This is a genomic window from Acinetobacter pittii (assembly GCF_022449185.1).
Taxonomy (GTDB): domain Bacteria; phylum Pseudomonadota; class Gammaproteobacteria; order Pseudomonadales; family Moraxellaceae; genus Acinetobacter; species Acinetobacter pittii_I.
The window spans coordinates 13296-34093 of the sequence record NZ_JAKUKO010000002.1; the positions used below are offsets into that span (position 1 = coordinate 13296).

The following is a 20798-nucleotide window of genomic DNA, read 5'->3' on the forward strand; positions in this document are numbered from 1 at the left end:
CTGCTTTATAAAACAATCGGTAAAATCAGCTTAGCCTGTATTACGTAAACCAGCCGCAATACCTGCAATACTCACCATAAGTGCATGGTCAACAGGGGTGTGTTCTGCCTGACGCTCAGCAAGATAATCACGACGACGCTTCATGAGTTCAGCCTGTAAAAGATGCAAAGGCAATAAGTAAGGTTTACGAACCTGCATGGATTGATCAAGAACATCATTATTACTCAGAAGCTTTGATTCATCTTTTAAGGTTAATAAAGTTTGCACAGCATCTTTTAGGCGCTGACGTAATTGGTTACCAAGAACTTTCAAATCTTCATCTTCAGTCAAATGAGACTCGTAATAGAGTGCAATATTGGCATCGGCTTTAGACAATACCATTTCCAGCATATCAATCAGCGTCTGGAAATAAGGCCATTGCTGAAGCATTTCATCAAGTGTTGCTTTTTGCTGATCGGCAATCACTTCATTAATGGCAGCACCTGTACCTAGCCATGCAGGTAACATCAAACGAATTTGTGTCCAAGCAAATACCCATGGAATCGCACGTAAAGACTCGATGCCGCCACTCACTTTTCGTTTTGCAGGACGCGAGCCTAAAGGCAACATTTGTAATTCGAGTTCAGGCGTAACCGTACGTAAATACTTCACAAAATGTGGGTTTTCACGAACTGTCTGGCGATAGACCTTAACAGAATGATCTGTCATACGGTTCATGAGTTCACGCCATTCGGCTTTAGGCTCTGGTGGTGGTAATAATGTCGCTTCAAGTGTTGCTGCGGTATAGATTTCAAGGTTTTGCATGGCAATACCTTCTAGACCGAATTTGAAACGGATCATTTCACCTTGTTCTGTGACACGAATTGCACCAGAGATCGAACCCGGCGGCTGTGAAAATAGTGCTTGTTGGGTTGGTGCGCCACCACGGCTAATTGAACCGCCACGACCATGGAATAGTGTTAACTGTACGCTGTGTGTACGAGCAATAGCAGTCAGCTCTTCTTGAGCACGATATTGCGCCCAGTTGGCAGACATAAAACCGGCATCTTTTGCAGAGTCGGAGTAACCGATCATGACTTCGTGTTTACCCTGAATGTGCTGTTTATACCAATGCATATTGAACAGCGTATTCATGGTTGTTGCAGCGCCATCTAAGTCTTTTAAAGTTTCAAATAGAGGAACTACACGTAAAGGGTGCTGAATACCTGCTTCTTTTTGCAATAACAACACAGCTAAAACATCACTTGGATATTCAGCCATAGAAATAATATAAGCCCCTAAAGACTCAGGTGGTTGGTCTGCCAAAGTACGCATGGTTGCAAATACTTCTTGAACATCTGGATGACCAATCAAACTGCCTTCAGGCTCATTAATATATTTCGGTAAAAGCGGGCGTTTGCTTTGTAATTCCTGAATGAGGAAATTTTGGCGCGCTTGTTCGGTCCATGACTCAAAATTACCTAAACCTAAATATTCGGTAATTGCTGAAATCGCTTGGCGATGACGGCCTGATTCTTGGCGAATGTCGAGTTTAAGTAATTCAATACCAAAACAGTTCACACGGTGGATAAAGTCGAGCAGTTGACCATTCGCAATTTCAGGTAGGTTACTGTCGATTAAAGAGCGGTAGCACAGCAATAATGGTTGTAAAAGCTCATCTTTGCTTTTAATGACATTGCTATCGTCTGCTTCTAAGCCTTGTAAACGCTGAGCTAACCAGTGTCGAGTCGCTTTTAAACGCTCTCGTGTAGCACGTAAATATTCACGATAAGGTTCGGCATGTTGGCTACCAATTGCCTGAATCATTTCTTCGGAACACGTCTGGATTGAAAGTTCCCAACGTAAGTTTTCGATATCTCTTAAATACAGATCGGCAGCTTGCCAGCGTGATAACCACAGCACTTCTTGGGTAATTTGATGGGTAACGTTCGGGTTACCATCACGGTCTCCGCCCATCCAAGATGCGAAACGTACTGGTGCAATATTAAGTGGTAAATTGAGTTGGCAGTTTTCTTGAACTAATTCATTTAATTCACGAATGAATTTAGGTACAGCATTCCAAAGTGTTTGCTCAATTGTGGCAAATCCCCATTTTGCTTCATCGACTGGAGTTGGACGGTGCTGTCTGATTTCATCTGTTTGCCAAGCCGAACTAATTTGTTGCTTTAAATTCGCAAGTGCATTTTGGCGTTCGCGTGGGGTAAGTTTTTGCTGATCAAGCTGTGAGAGACAAGCGTTAATATCATCATATTTTTGAATCAGGGTACGACGACTCACTTCAGTTGGGTGTGCCGTAAGTACTAACTCAATCTTAAGATCGCAAATTTGCTGGAACAGTTTTTCTGTCGAAATACTTTTATCTTTAAATTTTTGAAATAAGTGAACAAGCGGATTCGGAGAGTTTGCATCCGAATCAAATTCTGCCTGTCTACGGCTACGCACTACATGATATTGCTCAGCAATATTGGCAAAATTTAAAAAATGAGAAAAAGCGCGGGTGAGAGGAAGTAACTCTTCATCGGGCAGTTCTAAAAATAATTGTTCTAGTTGCTTTTCGGCTTCAGCTTGACCATCACGTGCACCTTTGGCAAGAGCACGGATTTGCTCGATCTGATTAAACAGTTCTTGTCCAGCATGTTGTTTTAGGGTTTCACCTAATAAATTACCAAGTAAGCGGACATCCTCACGCAGTGGCGCATCGATTTGCTGAACCATGCTATTTTCTCCTGTTCTTATTCTTATCGAATATAGCGCGATTAACAAACATTCCAAGCTTTGAGCGTAAGAAAATGTGAATTTTTGCTTAAAAAATAACATTTAATTCGCTTGTCGTGTCTTAAAAGCTGGCATGCACTCAGCGCAACTTTTGACAATCGGACTTTGGTTTAATTCCGATATTTGAGCAAGAATAAATTAATTGTATCGCGAATAATTTGCTCTAGCTCCTGAGCATTTGGGGCAACCGTAATGCCCAGTAAAACTTTGTGATGGCGTACACCAAGCAATAAGGTCAAAAGTAATTCTGTTTGATAGATTGGATCATCGGCTTGAATAAAACCTAATTGAGCAGCTTTTTGAAAAAACTCAGCTAATTGATTTTCCATTCGTGTATGTGATGCATCAAAAAACTGTAGGGCAAGTGGATTCTGTTCTGCTGCAAGCTCCATCAATACATGGTCAAGCTTTAATGCTTCAGGTGAATAAATAATTTGTAACGCACGTGAACATACATTAAAGAGTGTTTGATGGAAGTCTGCTGATGTATCTAAGTCAAATTGTTTAGTATCCAATGTCTCTTCACAGGTTTCTTGAATAGCACAGATAAACAGATTCACTTTGTCTTGAAAGTGATTATAAACCGTGAGTTTAGTGACACCTGCTTCCTGCGCAATCTGGTTCATGCTGGTTCCGTGATAGCCAGATTTTAAAAAAATAGCTTTAGCGGCTTGTAGGATACGAGCACGCTTTTCCAGATCTTTAGGGCGACCACTTTGATTAATTGTTTGCACAAAATCCTCTAAATAATAATTTAAAAAACAATTGCTTATATTTTTTTCTTTAATTAATGTACCTATGGGTATATTAATTAAAAAATAAACAAACTATGATGCAAGCATATTGTGCCTTAAAAAATCAGTTTGAATAAGAGCGATAAGATATGAATCTGTTAAAACCTCTCATCATGAGTATGGTGATTGTTTGTACGGTCACATTAATAGGGTGCAGTAAAGAAGCACCTAAAACAGAAGAAATACCCTATGTGATGGTGGCGCAGCCATTAACCACACTCAATGAACAAAAAAGCTATGCAGGGGATGTGCAGGCTAGACAACAAACGGCTTTGGCATTTCGGGTGGGTGGGCAAGTTACAGCGCGCTATGTCGATGTAGGTGACCGAGTTAAAGTTGGACAAGTATTAGCAAAGCTCGATGTGGCAGATGCTCAGTTACAATTAAATGCTGCTAAAGCCCAACTGGATAATGCACAGGCTTCAGCAAAAACAGCAGCAGATGAACTTAAACGTTTTCAACAATTACTCCCTATTAATGCAGTGAGCCGTTCACAATTTGATACGGTAAAAAATCAATATGACGCTGCGCAAGCTGCGCTACAGCAAGCTCGTTCTAACTACGAAGTTTCTGCCAACCAGACAGGTTATAACCAACTCGTTTCTAATAAAAACGGGGTAATTACTGCGCGAAATATAGAAATTGGACAAGTCGTTGCAGCAGGACAAGCTGCTTATCAACTTGCAATTGATGGAGAGCGTGAAGTTGTTATTGGTGTTCCTGAACAAGCGGTTAGCGAGATTAAAGTTGGTCAAGGCGCTTGGATCACCTTGTGGTCTAAACCGAATGAAAAATTTGCCGGATATGTACGCGAAGTTTCTCCGGCAGCTGATCAGTCTCGTACCTTTACAGTGAAAGTTGCACTCAAAGAAGGACAGTCTGTTATCCAACTTGGACAAAGTGCACGCGTATTTTTTACCTCAACTCAAACCAACGTGATGAGTGTGCCACTTTCGAGTGTTTCAGCAACAGATAATCAGCCTTATGTCTGGGTTGTTAATGCGAATCAGACTTTACGTAAAGTACCTGTAACGGTTGGTGCATATGGCAGAGACAGTGTACCCGTGCTATCTGGTTTAACACCAAATGATTGGGTGGTGATTGGTGGTGTGCATTTGCTACGCGATAAGCAGAAGATTCACCCGATTGACCGTGAAAACCGTGCGGTGAAAATTCAGGGAGCAATCCAACCATGAAATTCAATCTCTCGGAATGGGCATTAAATAATAAAGGTATCGTCCTTTATTTTATGCTGTTACTTGGCATTATCGGCGCGATCTCTTATTCAAAACTCTCACAAAGTGAAGACCCACCATTTACCTTTAAAGTCATGGTCGTACAAACCTATTGGCCGGGAGCAACAGCGAAAGAAGTTTCTACTTTAGTTACGGACCGTATCGAAAAGGAACTCATGACAACAGGGCAGTATGACAAGATTATGGCTTACTCGCGTCCGGGTGAGTCAATGGTTACTTTCTTTGCCAAGGACTCGCTGACATCGGCACAGATCCCGGATGTTTGGTATAACGTTCGTAAGAAGGTGAATGATATTCGCCATGAACTGCCAAACGGTGTACAAGGTCCATTTTTTAATGATGAATTTGGGGACACTTTCGGTAATATTTATGTACTGACAGGCAAAGACTTTGACTATGCACTTTTGAAAGAATATGCAGATCGTTTGCAATTACAGCTTCAACGAGTCAAAGATGTCAGTAAGGTCGAATTGATTGGTCTGCAAGATCAAAAAATCTGGGTTGAGATTTCTAACACTAAAGCGGTACAGCTCGGAATTCCAGTTACAGCGATTCAAGAAGCCTTACAAAAGCAAAATAGTATGGCAAGTGCTGGCTTTTTTGAAACGGGTACAGACCGTATTCAAATTAGAGTAAGTGGTCATCTACAAAACATTGATGAAATTAAAAAAACACCTTTATTGGTTGGTGATAAAACCATCCAGCTTGGTGACGTTGCTGATGTTTATCGTGGTTTTAGTCAGCCTGCTCAACCACGTATGCGTTTCATGGGTGAAAATGGTATTGGCATTGCCGTTTCGATGCGTAAAGGCGGTGACATTATTGCCCTTGGTAAAAATCTAGAAACAGAATTTGCCCAACTGCAAAAGACCTTGCCACTCGGTATGAAATTGCAAAAAGTTTCTGACCAACCTGTAGCAGTACAACGCAGTATTCATGAGTTTGTGAAGGTACTCGCTGAAGCAGTCATTATTGTCTTGTTAGTGAGTTTTTTCTCTTTAGGCTTCCGTACGGGATTGGTGGTCGCTTTTTCTATTCCATTAGTTTTAGCAATGACCTTTGCCGGTATGAGTTTATTCGATGTCGGACTGCATAAGATTTCACTTGGTGCTTTGATCTTGGCATTAGGCCTGTTAGTCGATGACGCCATTATCGCCGTCGAGATGATGGCCATTAAGATGGAGCAGGGTTATAGCCGGATTAAAGCCGCCGGATTTGCGTGGAAAACTACTGCATTTCCAATGTTAACCGGAACACTCATCACTGCGGCAGGTTTTTTACCGATTGCTACGGCTCAGTCTAGTACAGGTGAATACACACGCTCTATCTTTCAGGTCGTGACCATTGCTTTATTGGTGTCTTGGATCGCAGCAGTTTTATTCGTACCTTATTTAGGTGAAAAGCTATTACCAGATTTTACCAAGTTAGGACATCAGGCCCCTTGGTATGTCCGTTTGTGGGCAAGATTAACTAAAAAACCGCAACCGCAAACTGTGGCAATTTCACAGGACCATCATTACGATCCTTATCAATCTAGTTTCTATTTACGTTTTAGAAAGATGGTCGAGTTTTGTGTGACTTATCGTAAAACCGTGATTGCAACGACGGTGGGGATTTTTGTGCTCTCTGTACTGATGTTTAAGATGGTACCTCAGCAGTTTTTCCCGCCTTCAAACCGTGCCGAGATTTTAGTCGATTTAAAACTTGAAGAAGGTGCTTCTTTAACAGCAACAGAACAAGCTGTGAAAAAGGTTGAAAAATTCCTGTCTAAACAAAAGGGTATTGACAACTATGTGGCCTATGTAGGGACAGGTTCACCACGTTTTTATTTACCTTTAGACCAGCAACTACCGCAAGCTAGCTTTGCTCAGTTTGTTGTACTCGCATCATCACTTGATGATCGTGATGACATTCGTCGTTCGTTAGAAACACAAATTAAGCAGTTACTCCCACAAGGCCGTACTCGTGTGTCATTACTCGAAAATGGCCCGCCTGTTGGTTATCCATTGCAATATCGTGTGTCAGGTGAAGATTTAAATCTGGTACGTAAAGAAGCGCAGCAAGTCGCTAAAGTGATAAGCGAGAACCCGAATACCACTAATGTGCATTTAGATTGGGGCGAGCCAAGTAAGATCATTTCTATTCAAATTGATCAAGACCGTGCTCGACAAATGGGTGTCTCTAGTCTGGATTTAGCGAACTTCATTAATGCATCAATTACTGGTAGTGCAATTGAGCAATATCGTGAAAAACGTGAACTCATTGAAATTCGCTTACGCGGGGACCAAGCAGAGCGTGTTGAAGTGGCTTCACTGGCAAGCTTAGCTGTACCAACGAACAATGGAACCACCGTACCTTTAGCTCAAATCGCGAAGATTGAGTATAAGTTTGAAGATGGTCTGATCTGGCATCGTAACCGCTTACCGACGATTACTGTTCGCGCAGATATTCGTACCAATTTGCAGCCTGCTACCGTTGTGGATGAGTTAGCTGAATCAATGGACAAGTTACGTGCTGAATTACCAAGTGGTTATCTCATTGAAGTGGGTGGAACTGTAGAAGAGTCTGCGCGTGGGCAAAATTCTGTAAATGCAGGTATGCCACTCTTTTTGGCAGTAGTCATGACATTACTCATGATTCAGCTCAAAAGCTTGTCTCGTTCGACCATCGTGTTGTTAACAGCTCCACTGGGTTTAATTGGTGTTGTTCTGTTCTTACTGTTATTTAATAAACCTTTTGGTTTTGTCGCTATGCTAGGAACCATTGCCTTGTCTGGCATGATCATGCGTAACTCGCTTATTTTGATTGATCAGATTGAACAAGATAGGCTGGCAGGACATCCAACTTGGGAAGCGATTATTGAAGCAACGGTGCGCCGTTTCCGTCCAATTATCCTTACCGCTTTGGCTGCGGTGTTGGCGATGATCCCACTTTCGCGCAGTATTTTCTTTGGTCCGATGGCAGTTGCAATTATGGGCGGATTGATTGTTGCTACCTTACTGACATTGTTTTTCTTACCTGCACTCTATGCAGCATGGTTTAAGGTGAAAAAAACCGCATAAAATACATAAATTTTTTGTGAATAAAGGTGCGAAATATTGAAAAGTTCAATATAGTAGCACCTGTCTTTACACAAAAAATATAGGATTATTTCACTGCATAAAAAATAGGCAAAATGCAGTGAATTGAGGTGAAATACAGATGGGGCAAGACCATATCGAACAGCATCGCCGTTATATAGTAATTTCTTATGCGTTCATGTTTCTTGCATTGTTTACGGTTATTTTTGCGGCCTTTGCTTATTTGGTCGCTCGTAAAGTGGCAGTTGTAGATAATGCAGAAGTTTGGATTCATGCGCATGCGCTATGGATTATGCGCAATGCGATTCTATTTCTATTTATGGCAATTTTTGCTGTTGTCTGGTTTATTCCGCTCTTCTTCTTTGCATGGGATAGTAATCTTTGGGTCACTGCCTCTACGGTTGCTGGCGTAGTTTTTAGCGCTATTGCGTGGTTATTTCTATTAAATGCATGGTTAAAAGGCTTGTCTAAATATTTAAAAAATAAGGCAGTTTTTTAATATATCTATTTTTTAAACATTTCCCCCTTGTAAATTCGGCTAAAGCCCCCCATTTAGTCGGCAATAGAGTATTGATAAAATTCCGTGAGGAGCACCGCCAAAAATGGCTAAACGTGATTATTATGAGGTTTTAGGCGTTTCAAAAACCGCAAGTGATGATGAGATCAAAAAAGCCTACCGTAAATTGGCGATGAAATATCATCCTGATAGAAACCCTGACAATGCCGAAGCTGAAGAGAAATTTAAAGAAGCTGCTGAAGCTTATGAAGTTTTATCGGATAGCGAAAAGCGTAGCATGTACGATCGCATGGGACATAATGCGTTCGAAGGTGGCTTTGGCGGGGGCGGTGGTGGCTTCGGTGGATTTAGTGCAGAAGATATTTTTAGCCAGTTCGGTGATATTTTCGGTGGCGCATTCGGTGGTGGTGGACGTCAACAGCGTCAACGTCGCGGATCAGATTTACGCTATGTAATGGAACTTACCCTTGAAGAAGCTGTAAAAGGGGTGAAAAAAACCATTACCTTTACTGCTCCTGCACCATGTGATGTGTGTGATGGTAAAGGTTCTAAAAATCCAAAAGATGTTGAAACCTGTAAAACTTGTCATGGTTCAGGACAAGTTCGTATGCAGCAAGGTTTCTTCTCTGTACAACAAACATGTGGTACGTGTCGTGGTCAAGGTAAAATTATTAAAAACCCTTGTCAGGCATGTCATGGTTCAGGTGTTGCCGATCGCCAGCAAACGTTGGAAGTTACAATTCCAGCGGGTGTAGATAACGGTGACCGCGTTCGTTTGAGTGGTAAAGGCGAAGCAATTCGTGATGGCCAATCAGGTGACTTGTACGTTGAAGTAGTCGTTCGTGAACACGAAATTTTCCAACGTGATGGCGCGGATCTTTATATGGACGTACCAGTGAGCATTGCTGATGCTGCACTTGGTAAAGAAATTGAAATTCCAACTTTGGAAGGTCGCGTTAGCTTGAAGATTCCTGAGGGAACTCAAACAGGTAAATTATTCCGTTTACGTGGCAAAGGCGTTCGCCCAGTACGTAGTAGCATGGTTGGTGATTTACTCTGCCGTATTGTGGTAGAAACACCAGTCAATTTAAATTCTCGCCAACGTGAATTACTTAAAGAGTTGCAAGCTTCTTTTGATGGCGAAGACAGTGCTTCTTCACCAAAGAAAAAATCATTCTTTGATCGTTTGTTCGATTAATACTTGATTAGATAAGAAATTAAAAAGAAGGCGGATATTTATAAAATATCCGCCTTTTTATTGCGCTGATTCATCTTATTATTTTTATTCTGCTTAAAAGAAAATTACGTCTGCTTACTCTGTAGGATGAGCAACATCAATATCGTCAACACTTACAGTCGGTTCGCTAGAAGCAAGAGTAGGAGCATTTTCGATCACTGGTGCGGCTACTGCTTCTGCCTGTACAGCTACTTTCGGTGCTTCTGCTGTTTTTTCGCCAATAATTGGGTCAATATCTTCAACTTTAACGTCAGCATTGGCATCGCTTGTTTGAGCTGTAGGCGTTGCTGTTTGAGTATTTACGTTTGTTGTAATGCGCGCTTTAGATAAGCTTTCTAATGTGTCTCCTGGCTGGATTGCAGGCTCTGCAAATGCCACTGAACTCATAATCCCCATCATTACTGTAAAACCAATAATTCTCGAATGCATGCTGAACTCCTTATAGTCATCTTTTTCTCATTCGTGGCTCCGTAGTCTGCCGATCAATTCTTTAACTTTTGTGAAAACAGCTTAAATTTCGTCCTAACTCAAAAAATAATTTTTACTTTTTAAGATGAGCAAAGAGTTTTGATATAGTAGATAAATTACGTAAAACCGAAGATTGGGAAGATTATGTCAGCAGCTCCACGCATTGGTATTTTAGGTGCAGGCGGTCGTATGGGCCGTACGCTTATTCAAGCAGTTCAACAGGCAGGCTATCAATTAGCTGCCGCGGTAGAGCGTCCGGAAAGTAGTTTGGTGGGCACTGATGCAGGTGAGCTTGCTGGTATTGGTTCAGTGGGTGTGAAGGTTTCAGGAAACTTGGCAGAAGTTCTTAAAGACTGCGATGTAATCATTGATTTTACTGCACCAGTTGCAACGGCTCAGCATTTAAAGCTTTGCCGTGAAGCTGGGGTTGCCATGGTTATTGGTACAACAGGTATGTCAGATGAGCAAAAAGCTGAGTTAGACGAAGTTGCTACGCATACCCCAGTGGTTTACGCTGCGAACTATTCAGTAGGCGTAAATGTATCAATCAAGTTACTTGAGCTTGCAGCAAAAGTATTTGGCGATACAGTAGATATTGAAGTGATTGAAGCTCACCACCGTCATAAAGTAGATGCGCCGTCAGGTACAGCATTAATGATGGGCGAAGCAATTGCAGATACTTTAGGTCGTAACTTAAAAGAAGTTGCTGTGTATGGTCGTGAAGGGCATACAGGCCCACGTGACCGTCAAACGATTGGCTTTGAAACCATTCGTGGTGGTGACATCGTTGGCGAACACACTGTCATGTTTATTGGTGAAGGTGAGCGTGTTGAAGTGACTCATAAAGCGACTAACCGTATGAACTTTGCTGCTGGTGCAGTACGAGCTGCTGCATGGGTTGTGGGCCGTGAAGCGCGTAAATATGACATGAAAGATGTTTTAGGATTGAACGACGTACAGGTTTAAAACCCTGTCCGTATTCCATGTGTAGCGAGAAAAACAAGATAGAGCAGAACATGAATAAAAAACAAATTGCCTTGACCACTCTTCTTTGCTTAAGCAGCCTCTGGACGGGGGCTGCTTCTACAGAAAAAGCTAAACTCAGCTTAGACCGCAATAATATTAAAGTCTGGACCTATCAAAAAACTGATAATCCAGTCTTTCAATATAAAGCAGAAACCACATTTGATGTGCCACTTGAACGCGCTGTTGCTGTGATTTTAGATGTAAATCGTGCTGACCAGTGGGTGCCTTATATGGGCAAAGTTGAAATGTTGTCTCAAGATGAGAAAAAAGGTGAGTTCACACTGTATATGGTGTTGGATTTTCCGTTTCCTTTGAAAGATCGCGATGTGGTTGTAAAAGGAAAAATGAGCAAGGCTGCAAATGGCGTTGTGACAATTAAAAATACTGCAATTAGCGGAAATTATCCGATACAACCTGATGTAGTGCGCTTAACACGCTATGAAGGGGATTGGACATTCCAGAAACTTGCAAATAATAAGGTGAAAGTAACCACCAGTGGTTACGCTGACCCTGCTGGTGCAATTCCGTTGAGCTTTGTAAATATGTTTGTTCAACAGCAGCCTTACCAGATGTTGCTTAAAATGAAGCGGGAAGTGACCAGTCCGATTTATGAACACCCTAAATTACCAGATATTTTAAAATAAATAGCTTAAAAAAAGCGCCTGAGATCAGGCGCTTTTTTTATTAATCTGAACACTGCTGTAAAGCTTGTGCAGGGATACTTTCGCGTTTGATTTGAAATAAAACCAATAACAAACCTAAGCCAGCCAGTAATGCACCAGCAAAAGATACTGCGCTATAACCCCAACCTAGATCGAGTACTAACGCGCCTGCTGCTGCACCTACGGCATTACCTAAGTTAAACGCACCGATATTTACTGAAGAGGCAAGCCCCGGTGCTTCATGAGCGACTGACATTACACGCATTTGCAAAGGTGGAACTAAAGCAAAAGTTGCAGCACCCCAGATCACTAATGCAATGGCTGCTCCAATCTGGCTTTGCGCAAGAATTGGGAAAGTCACCATCATCACAATCAACAGAACCAAGAAACCAATCAAAGTTTTATTAATCGACAAATCTGCAAAACGTCCGCCTAAATGGTTACCAATTGAGAAACCTACACCAATCAGCACTAACATGAACGTAATGAAAGTCGGTGAAGCATGGGTAAACTCAGTCAAACTTGGCGCAATATAGGTATAGAGCGTAAACATTGCACCTGCACCGAGTACGGTAGTGAGCAGTGCAAGAACCACAGGAGTACGCGTTAATACCTTCAATTCAGCTTTCACATTTGGTTTTTTGGCAACCATACCTTGTGGGAGTGCTTTCCATAAAGCGAGCATGGTAATTACACCAAGCAAGGAAATTGCAAGGAAAGACATACGCCAGCCAATGTTTTGGCCAACCCAAGTTGCCAACGGTACACCACCGATATTGGCAATGGTTAAGCCCATAAACATAGTTGCTACAGCACTGGCCTGTTTATGTGCGGGCACAATGCTTGCCGCTACAACTGAACCTATCCCGAAGAAAGCACCGTGGTTTAGGCTTGTGATAAGACGTGCACCTAATAAGCTCATATAGCTTGGTGAAAATGCTGCGATTAGGTTACCGACCGTAAAGATCGCCATCAGCAAAATAAGTGCATTACGTCGTGCAAAACCACCAAACCACAGGGTCATGAATGGGGCACCTAGCATGACACCAAGTGCATAACCTGTAATTAACATACCAGCCGTTGGAATTGAAATCCCTAAATCATTAGCGATATTCGGCAACAATCCCATTGGAGAGAATTCCGTGGTGCCAATGGCAAAGGCACCAATTGCCAATGCCAATAACGAGAACGCCGTATTTGATTGAGTGTTCATGAGTTTAGTCCCAAACTGGTGCCCATGGCTCTGGGCTAACTTCACGACTGTTACGGTCGAGCTCGGCAATCATTTGCATTTCAGCTGAAGTCAACTCGATATCCTGTGCTTTTAAGTTGCTAATCAGGTTTTCACGTTTAGTCGAAGATGGAATGACTGCAAAACCACGTTGCAATGCCCACGCTAGTGCAATTTGCGCTGTCGTTGCTTTATGTGCTGCTGCAATTTCAGCGAGAACTGGGTCTTGAAGCACTTTGCCGTACGCGAGCGTCATATATGAAGTAACATCAATATTCTTCTCTTGTAAAAAATTCACAAGTTTATGGTTTTGAAGATAAGGACTTAGCTCAATCTGGTTGGTTGCAATATTTTCAGCACCAATTGTGTCAATGGCTTGTTGAGTAAGCTCAATATTGAAGTTTGAAATACCAATTTGTTTAGTAAGACCTTGTTCTTTCGCTTCAAGTAAAAGCTTCATAACTTCAGGAATCGAAACGCCTAAGTCCGGTGCTGGCCAATGAATTAAAGTGAGGTCAACATGGTCAATACGAAGCTTTTGTAGGCTCTCTTTTAAGCTTGGAATAAACTTATCTTGAGCAAAATTATCTACCCAGATTTTTGTGGTTAAAAATAAGTCCTGACGTGATACACCGCTTTCGGCAATCGCTTGACCAATCGCTGCTTCATTATCATAAATTTGAGCAGTATCAATGACACGGTAACCTACGTCTAAAGCAGTTTTAACAGAATCAATAACTGCTTGTTCTTTAAGACGGAAAGTTCCTAGACCAAAACGTGGGATATTCATGTATTTACCTAAATTTGAATAATCATTTAACTTGATGTGCATTTTGCTTTTTTTATTGTTGCGAAAAAATAGATGAATAAGCAAAATATCTTTGATCATTAGTCAATAATGGAATAAGACATGAAATCAACAATTGAAGAGCTGGTTGCGTTTATCGCAATCGTTGATACGGGCTCTTTTGTTGCGGCGGCAGAACATTTAAAACAAACGCCTTCAGGAGTCAGTCGATCTTTAACACGCTTGGAAGCTAAGTTAGATGTAACCTTATTAGAACGAACGACACGTAAATTAAAACTCACTCAAGAAGGGCAACAGTTTCTGGTAAAGGCCCGTAAAATCTTAAATGAGCTAAATGCGGCTGAAGAAGAACTACAAAAATCTGATCAGGGCACTGCGGGACTCATTCGAATTGATTCGGCTACTCCGTTTGTTTTACACGTGATTGCACCATTAATGCATAAGTTTCGCGAGTGCTATCCAAACATTGAAATTGAGTTAAATAGTAATGATCAGGTGATTGATTTGCTGCAACATAAAACTGATGTTGCATTTCGATTCGGAGAACTTAATGATTCAAGTCTTCATGCCAAACTGGTGTGTAAAAGTCGCTTATTTATCGTTGCAAGCCCTGAGTATTTAGCAATTAAAGGTACACCGACACAACCGGAACAGCTCGAACAACATGATTTGATTGGTTTTACCAGACCTTCATATATCAATAGTTGGCCGATTAAAATCGGTGATGAATATTTTTTTGCGCAATCAAAAATTAAAGCATCGAGTGGGGAAACGGTGCGTCAGCTGACGATTAGAGGACATGGTATTGCACGACTATCTGAATTTGAAATTTGGAAAGACATTGAAGAAGGGCGATTGATTGCTTTATTTGAGGACCAAATTGAACATCAATATCAAAGCATCCATGCTGTGTATTATCAACAAGAGCACCTACCAAAAAGAATTCGTTTATTTATTGAGTTTTTGGCAGCACAGTTAAAAGACGGTTTTAAAAACGCTCTCTAAAAGTAGTGTAACTGTCAGTTGGAAAATGAACTTCTAAAATAGGAGTAATTTGTCCTTCTGCTGAATGCTGAGATAGAAAATAGTTTTTTTGCTGTTCTCGGCAGCTAAAATATAAAGTCGAATAAACTGAATTCACCATTACAACTTCATTTGAGCTATTACGTTTATATTGATAATGAGAAATCGTACTGGTCTTTTCATCAGTACGTTGTTCCAGTTTATAATCTTGCTGATTCGTCATTTTTAAATAACCTTCAATCAGACTTTGGCAAACAGTATGCCTGTGCTGCTCATTTTTTGGTGGTAGTTGGCAACCTGTTAAAACAATAGTAAATAACAATATAGCTTTTAATTTCATGACTTTGCTACTTTTTAAGTTGATTTCTATAGCCTAAAGGTGTTCTATAAAGGAGTACAGATACAGAAATTTTTAAAAAAGCAGCACAGAATGACTTTCCAATATCAGGTTCTTGCCAATCAATTAGCACATCGTATTTATCAAGATGAGCTTAAACCTCATCAGAAACTTATTTCTTTACGAGATTTTGCTCGTCAGCACAGTATTAGTTTAAGTACGGCAAAAAGTTGCTATGAATTGCTTGAGGCGAGGGGGCTTATTTATGTAAAGCCGAAGTCAGGTTATTTTGTGGTTGCCCGTGCACAAGCTGGCCCCATTCCTGAAAGTCCAGATTTCTTGTCTTTACCTCGACAAGTTTCAAATCTGGAATTGCATAATCAAATTCAGGAAGCTGCCTTACAAAGCCATCTTGTACCATTAGGCTCTATTCAGTTAACGCCTCATTTTATTCCGGTGGAAGGTTTACGTCGTTCTATTCAACGGGCTTTAAAAAATTGTCAGCCTCAAGACTTTCTTTATTGTAATAAACAAGGGCATGAGCAATTAAGAAAAGCATTATCTGATCATTGGCGTGAAGATGGTATTTTTATCGCGGCAGAAGATATTTTTATTACCAATGGCTGCATGCCTGCTTTATCTTTGGTGATTCAACATCTAACAGAAGTAGGCGATAGTATTTTAATTCCGACGCCTACTTTTAATGGACAACTACAGCTTATAGCCAGTTTAAAACGACAGATTATTGAAATTCCAGCGCATCATCGTGGTATCGATCTTGAGCGCTTAGAATCATTTATGAAGCAGGGTTTAGCTAAAGTTTGCTTAATGACAGCCAACTATCAGAACCCATTGGGATATTGTTTAAGTAATGCAGAAAAACAAAAGATTGCCGAATTAGCAGCAAAGTATCAGTGCTTTATTATCGAAGATGATATTTATGGAGAGTGTGGCTACAGCGGTGAGCGACCATTACCTATTCGCTATTGGGACCGCGAAGGCTATGTGATTTGGTGTGGGTCAGTTTCTAAGTCATTGTCGAGTGCATATCGCGTAGGGTGGTTCTGTTTAAGTGCGAAGCTACAACATTTAAGGCTTGAGCTGGTAGCCAGTAATATAGGGGTCAATACACCGCTACAATTAGGCCTAGCTGATTTTATTTATAGTCGTGGTTACAGGGAGCATTTAGAGCAGTTAAGACCGAATTTGATGCGGCAAGTCGAGGAGTATCGTAGTTGTATTTTAAATGCATTTGAAGGTATTCCAATTGCACTGAGTCAACCAGAAGGTGGTTATGCTTTATGGATGCAGTTACCTAAAACTGTAGATAGTTTGGCGCTCTATTACACTGCAAAATCTCACGGAATTACCGTAGTTCCCGGGCATGTTTTTGGTGAGGATGAACGCTATCGGCATTTTATTCGTTTAAATGCAGGTCACGAGTTAACAGCAGATGTCCGCCAAGCAATTAAAGACTTAGCGGACTGGTCACGGCAACAGATTAAAACAGCGAGTTAGTCTTATTCTGCAAAGTCTGCTTTAAGCACAATGCGGTAGCGTGCCTGCCCTGAGTGTAGACGTTCAATTGCTTCATTGAGCTGTGACATTGGAAATAGCTCAATTTGAGGTGCAATTTTTTTACGTGCAGCAAACTTTAAAAGCTGACGTAGTGCAGCAGGTGAGCCTGTAGGTGAACCAGTCACTGACTTAGCACCACCAATAAGAGAGCCAACAGAAACAGGAACAGGCTCAAGCGTAAGGCCTAAGAAATGTAAGGTTCCGTTTGGTGCCAGTGTTGCAATAAAAGCAGGCCAATTTAGAGTCACATTCACGGTACTTAGCAATAAATCGAATTTACCTTTTTGAGCTTTTACTGCCTCTGTATCGCGGCTATTCACTACATGGTCCGCTCCCATTGCCTTGAGTTCTTCTGTTTTGTCAGGATTAGAACTAAAAGCAGTGATTTCACAGCCCCATGCTTTAAGTAGCTTAATGGCTATATGGCCTAAACCACCAATACCAATTACACCGACATGATGCGTTGCCTGTATTTTGTGTTTGAGTAGCGGGTCAAAAACGGTAATTCCGCCACAAAGTAAAGGGCCTGCACTTTCAGCATTTAAATCTTCAGGGAGGGGAATGGCCCATTGCCAACCTGCACGGACCTTATCGGCAAAGCCACCAGCATGCCCGACGATTGTTGCAACATTTCCACCTGTACACAGTACTTGCTGACCACCAATACATTCATCACAGGCTTGACAACTTTCAGCTGTCCAACCAATGCCGACACGTTGCCCAATTTGTAGACCTTTTGCTTCTGAACCCAAAGCAACAATTCGTCCAATAATTTCATGACCTGCAACCACAGGGTACACGGTCGAACGCCATTCATTATTTAAAACAGAAATATCAGAATGACATAAACCACAATATTCAACTTTTACCTCAACTTGATGCGGTTGTAATTCACCTGCGTCAAATTGATAGGGAACCAGTTTTTCACCTGCCTGCATTGCAGCATAAGCTTGAATCGTATTATTGCTCATCGGAAACTCCTTAAGCGGCTTTGAACCGTTCTGGTGGGTTATGAAGCTTTAAATTGACAATCGTTTTCATGATCATCGACCATGCCTACTGCCTGCATAAAAGCATAGCAGGTGGTTGGGCCAACAAATTTGAAACCATTCTTTTTAAGAGTTTTGGAAAGTTTTACGCTCAGTTCTGTTTGAGCAGGGGCCTTACGATAATCTACAACATCATTGTTTTGTGGAGCTGCATCTACAAACTGCCAAAGCCATTTAGGAACATCACCGACTTGTACTTTGAGCGCTTGCCAAGCAATAGCATTATCACGAATGGCTTTGAGTTTACCTAAGTGACGAATTAAGCCAGCATCGGATAATTTTAGTTCTAGAAAATCATCTGTAAATGAAGCGATGTCTGCAATCGGATGATTAAAAAAATGCTGACGATAGCTTTCTCTTTTTTTCAGTACGGTAATCCATGAGAGGCCTGCTTGCTGACCTTCAAGACAGAGCATTTCAAATAATCGTGCTTCGTCGTGTTCGGGTTTGCCCCATTCTTCATCATGGTAAGCAATATAGAGTGGATCGTCGGAACACCATCCGCAACGTTGAATTTTCATGATAATGCTCCTTATATTTATCTTAGAATTTTAAAGTTTAAATAACACCCATTCATTCGGGCGAGTATCCCAATAATACAGTTCTGCTTGTGTTAAGTCTTCAAACTTTAGCCAAAAGTCTTTGCCAACTTTGTCTGAAAAACCGGTACTGATCAGTAGGGCATCATCGCTGATTTCCATGATCCAGCCTTGATAGCTATTGCCATTTAAAACGATCTTTTGCTGGTTGCCAGACTCGGCAAACTCTACTAAGCGATTGATCAGCGCTTCCGACATAAAATGTTCCTAGCGTAAATATGAATAAGGATTAACAGCACCACGACCTTTACCATCTAAGTAAAGACCATAATGAAGATGAGGTGAAGTATAACGTGCATTGCCCGTATTGCCGACATAGCCAATGAGGTCGCCCTTTTTGACATAGTCGCCTACGTTTAAGCCACGTTTGTGACCATCAAGATGAGCATAATAATGCCATGTTCCTGCTGGACCTAAAATCCAGATGACTTTGCCTCCGAGGTTATTATTACGAAGATCAGCAACGAGTCCTTCGGTTGTGCTGTACACTTTGGTTCCACGTGGAGCCAAAATATCAATTCCTTCGTGACTACGGCCTTGACTCCGAGCAGCTCCCCATGTGTCTTTTAATTCATCACGGTCAATACCTTTTACAGGTACAGCCAGTCGATTTGGAAGCTGCATACTTTTAAGTTTGAAGACCTGAGCAGGTGGAAGTGGGGCAGGTTTTTTAGGTGCACTAGCACAGGCAGCCAAAAGAATAATCAGAAAACCAAGTGAGAAATGAGAAACAAAACGTCGCACAAAATACTCCCTGTCACAGCCATATCAAAATTATTTTATTCACTATGTCATGAACGGCTTGTCGAGATCAATTTTTTCATCGCGGTTGGAACACCTTTGGCAATGGCTTGTTCCGGACTCAACCATTGACCTTCAAGTTCAATAGCCAGATGTTCTTTTTGATCAGGTTCCACGTGGAACACATGAGCATTAAGTAACCATGTGAAATGAGTGAAGCTATGGCTGATCTGAAAAATTTGTGCTTGAGGCTGTAGTTTAAATTGTTGGCTTAAGCTCAGTCGTTCATGTTCATTTTCTAAAATAGGTAAACAGAATAAACCACCCCATAGACCATGAGCTTGACGTTGTTGCCAGAACCATTCACCTTCGCACTGAATAATAAGAACATCTGCTGTTTTAACAGGCGGTGTTTTTTTCGGTTTTTTAAAAGGTAATTCTTGTTCTAACCCTTGCTGATAAGCCTGACAATGAGCTTGCATTGGACAATATAAACAAAGCGGTTTTTTAGGCGTACAAATGGTTGCGCCGAGATCCATAATCGCTTGAGTGTAGTCATGATTACGATGTGTCGGGCAAAGCTCTTCAGCCAGTTTCCACATTTCACGTTCGTGCTGTGGTTTGCTTAAATCATCTTCAATTGCAAAGAAACGAGCTAAGACACGTTTCACGTTGCCATCCATGATGACGCCATACTGGCGTAAACCTAAAGACATGAGCGCGCCTGCGGTAGAGCGGCCAATGCCGGGTAACGCAATCCATTCTTCTAGCGTTTCAGGAAATTTACCTTGCTGAGTGACAAGACCAGCCGCTTTATGCAAATTGCGGGCACGAGCGTAATAGCCAAGACCTGCCCAATAAGGTGCTACTTCATCCCAAGTTGCATGACCTAAAGCTTCTACCGTCGGAAAGCGCTCCATAAAGCGATCAAAATATTGCAAAACCGTTTTCACCTGAGTTTGCTGTAGCATAATTTCAGAAACCCAAACTTTGTACGGATCATCGGCAACTTGCCAAGGCAAATCGTGACGACCATGTTGGTCGAACCAATTTAAGAGGGCATCAGAAAAAGAAAATTCAGGCATGAACAGCTATAGAAGAAAAGTAAGGGGTAAATTATAGCTGAAATTTAGATGAAATTTTGTTTAAAGCAGGCAAACAAAAAGAGTGTATTAAAACAGAGACTACTTCAAAGCGCGTAATCTCTGTTTCAATCAGATAAAAGGATTAATCCTTTTGTACACCCCAACGTTGGTCAAGTTTCAACGGTTGGTTTTTATAGTAAGGAATGACATGAATGTGGAAATGATCTGAAGTTTTTCCAAAAACTTCACCATCATTAAAACCAATATGAAAGCCATCTGGTTGATGACGAAGCTGTGTCTCATGACGGGCAATTTCAAGAAGTGTAAGCAAGCCTTGATGCTCTTTAGATGTGATCTCAAAGAACGAGTTGACGTGACGTAATGGAGTTACGACACAGTGGCCTTTAGATAACGGATTAGAATCAGGCAAAATTACGGCAAATTCATTCTTATCAATGATGTCATATTCATCAAATTCGCAATACGGACATTTCTTGTCAGTCATTGTTGTATCCTCTCATGTTATTCCATT

General features: G+C 41.3%; 20 protein-coding genes. 8 read left to right on the plus strand and 12 right to left on the minus strand.

What is annotated here, in order from left to right:
- Positions 1 to 30 precede the first annotated feature (30 nt).
- Together ppc and MKX14_RS06105 are read right to left on the minus strand one after the other, a co-directional pair.
- Complete coding sequence (gene ppc / locus MKX14_RS06100; RefSeq protein ID WP_240282037.1) at positions 31 to 2715, minus strand: phosphoenolpyruvate carboxylase; 2685 nt, start codon at positions 2713 to 2715, stop codon at positions 31 to 33.
- A 170-nt stretch (positions 2716 to 2885) separates the two neighbouring features.
- Positions 2886 to 3509, minus strand: coding sequence for a TetR/AcrR family transcriptional regulator (locus tag MKX14_RS06105; protein WP_240282038.1), 624 nt, complete (start codon positions 3507 to 3509; stop codon positions 2886 to 2888).
- Positions 3510 to 3658: 149 nt separating this feature from the next.
- On the opposite strand from MKX14_RS06105, the gene MKX14_RS06110 reads away from it, so the two are divergent.
- The 4 genes from MKX14_RS06110 (at position 3659) to dnaJ (ending at position 9620) form a co-directional block, all read left to right on the plus strand.
- Positions 3659 to 4765 carry an efflux RND transporter periplasmic adaptor subunit gene (locus MKX14_RS06110; RefSeq protein WP_240282039.1) on the plus strand — a complete coding sequence of 369 codons (1107 nt, stop codon included), beginning with the start codon at positions 3659 to 3661 and terminating at the stop codon, positions 4763 to 4765.
- On the plus strand, positions 4762 to 7887 hold the full coding sequence (locus MKX14_RS06115; protein ID WP_240282040.1) for an efflux RND transporter permease subunit: 3126 nt from the start codon (positions 4762 to 4764) through the stop codon (positions 7885 to 7887). Before MKX14_RS06110 ends, MKX14_RS06115 begins: the two co-directional genes overlap by 4 nt.
- Before the next feature lie 139 nt (positions 7888 to 8026).
- The gene (locus MKX14_RS06120) at positions 8027 to 8404 is read left to right on the plus strand and encodes a membrane protein (RefSeq protein WP_002119294.1); all 378 of its coding nucleotides are present in this window, start codon (positions 8027 to 8029) and stop codon (positions 8402 to 8404) included.
- A 103-nt stretch (positions 8405 to 8507) separates the two neighbouring features.
- Positions 8508 to 9620, plus strand: a complete 1113-nt coding sequence (gene dnaJ, locus MKX14_RS06125) for a molecular chaperone DnaJ (RefSeq protein ID WP_002119101.1) — start codon at positions 8508 to 8510, stop codon at positions 9618 to 9620.
- Between the two features lie 114 nt (positions 9621 to 9734).
- Here dnaJ and MKX14_RS06130 read toward each other — a convergent pair whose 3' ends face one another.
- Positions 9735 to 10088, minus strand: coding sequence for a hypothetical protein (locus tag MKX14_RS06130; protein ID WP_032005063.1), 354 nt, complete (start codon positions 10086 to 10088; stop codon positions 9735 to 9737).
- A 183-nt stretch (positions 10089 to 10271) separates the two neighbouring features.
- On the opposite strand from MKX14_RS06130, the gene dapB reads away from it, so the two are divergent.
- Both dapB and MKX14_RS06140 read left to right on the plus strand, forming a co-directional pair.
- Positions 10272 to 11093, plus strand: coding sequence for a 4-hydroxy-tetrahydrodipicolinate reductase (dapB, locus tag MKX14_RS06135; RefSeq protein ID WP_002119175.1), 822 nt, complete (start codon positions 10272 to 10274; stop codon positions 11091 to 11093).
- Positions 11094 to 11143: 50 nt separating this feature from the next.
- Positions 11144 to 11797 (plus strand): START domain-containing protein, encoded by a 654-nt coding sequence (locus tag MKX14_RS06140; protein WP_002119284.1) that lies wholly within the window; start codon positions 11144 to 11146, stop codon positions 11795 to 11797.
- 40 nt (positions 11798 to 11837) lie between these two features.
- Here the strand turns inward: MKX14_RS06140 and MKX14_RS06145 are convergent, their stop codons facing one another.
- Positions 11838 to 13028 carry an MFS transporter gene (locus MKX14_RS06145; protein WP_240282041.1) on the minus strand — a complete coding sequence of 397 codons (1191 nt, stop codon included), beginning with the start codon at positions 13026 to 13028 and terminating at the stop codon, positions 11838 to 11840.
- Positions 13029 to 13032: 4 nt separating this feature from the next.
- Positions 13033 to 13836 (minus strand): 2,5-didehydrogluconate reductase DkgB, encoded by an 804-nt coding sequence (dkgB, locus tag MKX14_RS06150; protein WP_240282042.1) that lies wholly within the window; start codon positions 13834 to 13836, stop codon positions 13033 to 13035.
- Between the two features lie 120 nt (positions 13837 to 13956).
- On the opposite strand from dkgB, the gene MKX14_RS06155 reads away from it, so the two are divergent.
- Positions 13957 to 14859 (plus strand): LysR family transcriptional regulator, encoded by a 903-nt coding sequence (locus tag MKX14_RS06155; protein ID WP_240282043.1) that lies wholly within the window; start codon positions 13957 to 13959, stop codon positions 14857 to 14859.
- Here MKX14_RS06155 and MKX14_RS06160 read toward each other — a convergent pair.
- Positions 14843 to 15217: a hypothetical protein gene (locus MKX14_RS06160; protein ID WP_240282044.1), complete on the minus strand. Its 375-nt coding sequence runs from the start codon at positions 15215 to 15217 to the stop codon at positions 14843 to 14845. The genes MKX14_RS06155 and MKX14_RS06160 overlap by 17 nt on opposite strands.
- A gap of 90 nt (positions 15218 to 15307) precedes the next feature.
- Here MKX14_RS06160 and MKX14_RS06170 point away from each other — a divergent pair, with 90 nt between their 5' ends.
- Complete coding sequence (locus tag MKX14_RS06170; protein ID WP_240282045.1) at positions 15308 to 16732, plus strand: PLP-dependent aminotransferase family protein; 1425 nt, start codon at positions 15308 to 15310, stop codon at positions 16730 to 16732.
- A 2-nt stretch (positions 16733 to 16734) separates the two neighbouring features.
- Here MKX14_RS06170 and ahr read toward each other — a convergent pair whose 3' ends face one another.
- From ahr to MKX14_RS06200, 6 genes are all read right to left on the minus strand, one after another.
- On the minus strand, positions 16735 to 17763 hold the full coding sequence (gene ahr, locus MKX14_RS06175; protein WP_240282046.1) for an NADPH-dependent aldehyde reductase Ahr: 1029 nt from the start codon (positions 17761 to 17763) through the stop codon (positions 16735 to 16737).
- A 38-nt stretch (positions 17764 to 17801) separates the two neighbouring features.
- Positions 17802 to 18362, minus strand: coding sequence for a DNA-3-methyladenine glycosylase I (tag, locus tag MKX14_RS06180; protein ID WP_240282047.1), 561 nt, complete (start codon positions 18360 to 18362; stop codon positions 17802 to 17804).
- Between the two features lie 30 nt (positions 18363 to 18392).
- Positions 18393 to 18638 (minus strand): hypothetical protein, encoded by a 246-nt coding sequence (locus MKX14_RS06185; RefSeq protein ID WP_005066589.1) that lies wholly within the window; start codon positions 18636 to 18638, stop codon positions 18393 to 18395.
- Positions 18639 to 18647: 9 nt separating this feature from the next.
- Positions 18648 to 19184, minus strand: coding sequence for a M23 family metallopeptidase (gene lytH, locus MKX14_RS06190; RefSeq protein ID WP_240282048.1), 537 nt, complete (start codon positions 19182 to 19184; stop codon positions 18648 to 18650).
- 47 nt (positions 19185 to 19231) lie between these two features.
- On the minus strand, positions 19232 to 20266 hold the full coding sequence (mutY, locus tag MKX14_RS06195) for an A/G-specific adenine glycosylase (protein ID WP_240282049.1): 1035 nt from the start codon (positions 20264 to 20266) through the stop codon (positions 19232 to 19234).
- Positions 20267 to 20408: 142 nt separating this feature from the next.
- The gene (locus MKX14_RS06200; RefSeq protein WP_240282050.1) at positions 20409 to 20771 is read right to left on the minus strand and encodes an HIT family protein; all 363 of its coding nucleotides are present in this window, start codon (positions 20769 to 20771) and stop codon (positions 20409 to 20411) included.
- Positions 20772 to 20798 lie beyond the last annotated feature (27 nt).

Bases quoted from the DNA above. Each gene is read 5' to 3' on its own strand.
- ppc (WP_240282037.1), bottom strand. From the start codon at position 2,715: ATGGTTCAGCAAATCGATGCGCCACTGCGTGAGGATGTCCGCTTACTT.
- MKX14_RS06110 (WP_240282039.1), top strand. From the start codon at position 3,659: ATGAATCTGTTAAAACCTCTCATCATGAGTATGGTGATTGTTTGTACG.
- MKX14_RS06115 (WP_240282040.1), top strand. From the start codon at position 4,762: ATGAAATTCAATCTCTCGGAATGGGCATTAAATAATAAAGGTATCGTC.
- MKX14_RS06120 (WP_002119294.1), top strand. From the start codon at position 8,027: ATGGGGCAAGACCATATCGAACAGCATCGCCGTTATATAGTAATTTCT.
- dnaJ (WP_002119101.1), top strand. From the start codon at position 8,508: ATGGCTAAACGTGATTATTATGAGGTTTTAGGCGTTTCAAAAACCGCA.
- MKX14_RS06130 (WP_032005063.1), bottom strand. From the start codon at position 10,088: ATGCATTCGAGAATTATTGGTTTTACAGTAATGATGGGGATTATGAGT.
- dapB (WP_002119175.1), top strand. From the start codon at position 10,272: ATGTCAGCAGCTCCACGCATTGGTATTTTAGGTGCAGGCGGTCGTATG.
- MKX14_RS06140 (WP_002119284.1), top strand. From the start codon at position 11,144: ATGAATAAAAAACAAATTGCCTTGACCACTCTTCTTTGCTTAAGCAGC.
- MKX14_RS06145 (WP_240282041.1), bottom strand. From the start codon at position 13,028: ATGAACACTCAATCAAATACGGCGTTCTCGTTATTGGCATTGGCAATT.
- dkgB (WP_240282042.1), bottom strand. From the start codon at position 13,836: ATGAATATCCCACGTTTTGGTCTAGGAACTTTCCGTCTTAAAGAACAA.
- MKX14_RS06155 (WP_240282043.1), top strand. From the start codon at position 13,957: ATGAAATCAACAATTGAAGAGCTGGTTGCGTTTATCGCAATCGTTGAT.
- MKX14_RS06160 (WP_240282044.1), bottom strand. From the start codon at position 15,217: ATGAAATTAAAAGCTATATTGTTATTTACTATTGTTTTAACAGGTTGC.
- MKX14_RS06170 (WP_240282045.1), top strand. From the start codon at position 15,308: ATGACTTTCCAATATCAGGTTCTTGCCAATCAATTAGCACATCGTATT.
- ahr (WP_240282046.1), bottom strand. From the start codon at position 17,763: ATGAGCAATAATACGATTCAAGCTTATGCTGCAATGCAGGCAGGTGAA.
- tag (WP_240282047.1), bottom strand. From the start codon at position 18,362: ATGAAAATTCAACGTTGCGGATGGTGTTCCGACGATCCACTCTATATT.
- MKX14_RS06185 (WP_005066589.1), bottom strand. From the start codon at position 18,638: ATGTCGGAAGCGCTGATCAATCGCTTAGTAGAGTTTGCCGAGTCTGGC.
- mutY (WP_240282049.1), bottom strand. From the start codon at position 20,266: ATGCCTGAATTTTCTTTTTCTGATGCCCTCTTAAATTGGTTCGACCAA.
- MKX14_RS06200 (WP_240282050.1), bottom strand. From the start codon at position 20,771: ATGACTGACAAGAAATGTCCGTATTGCGAATTTGATGAATATGACATC.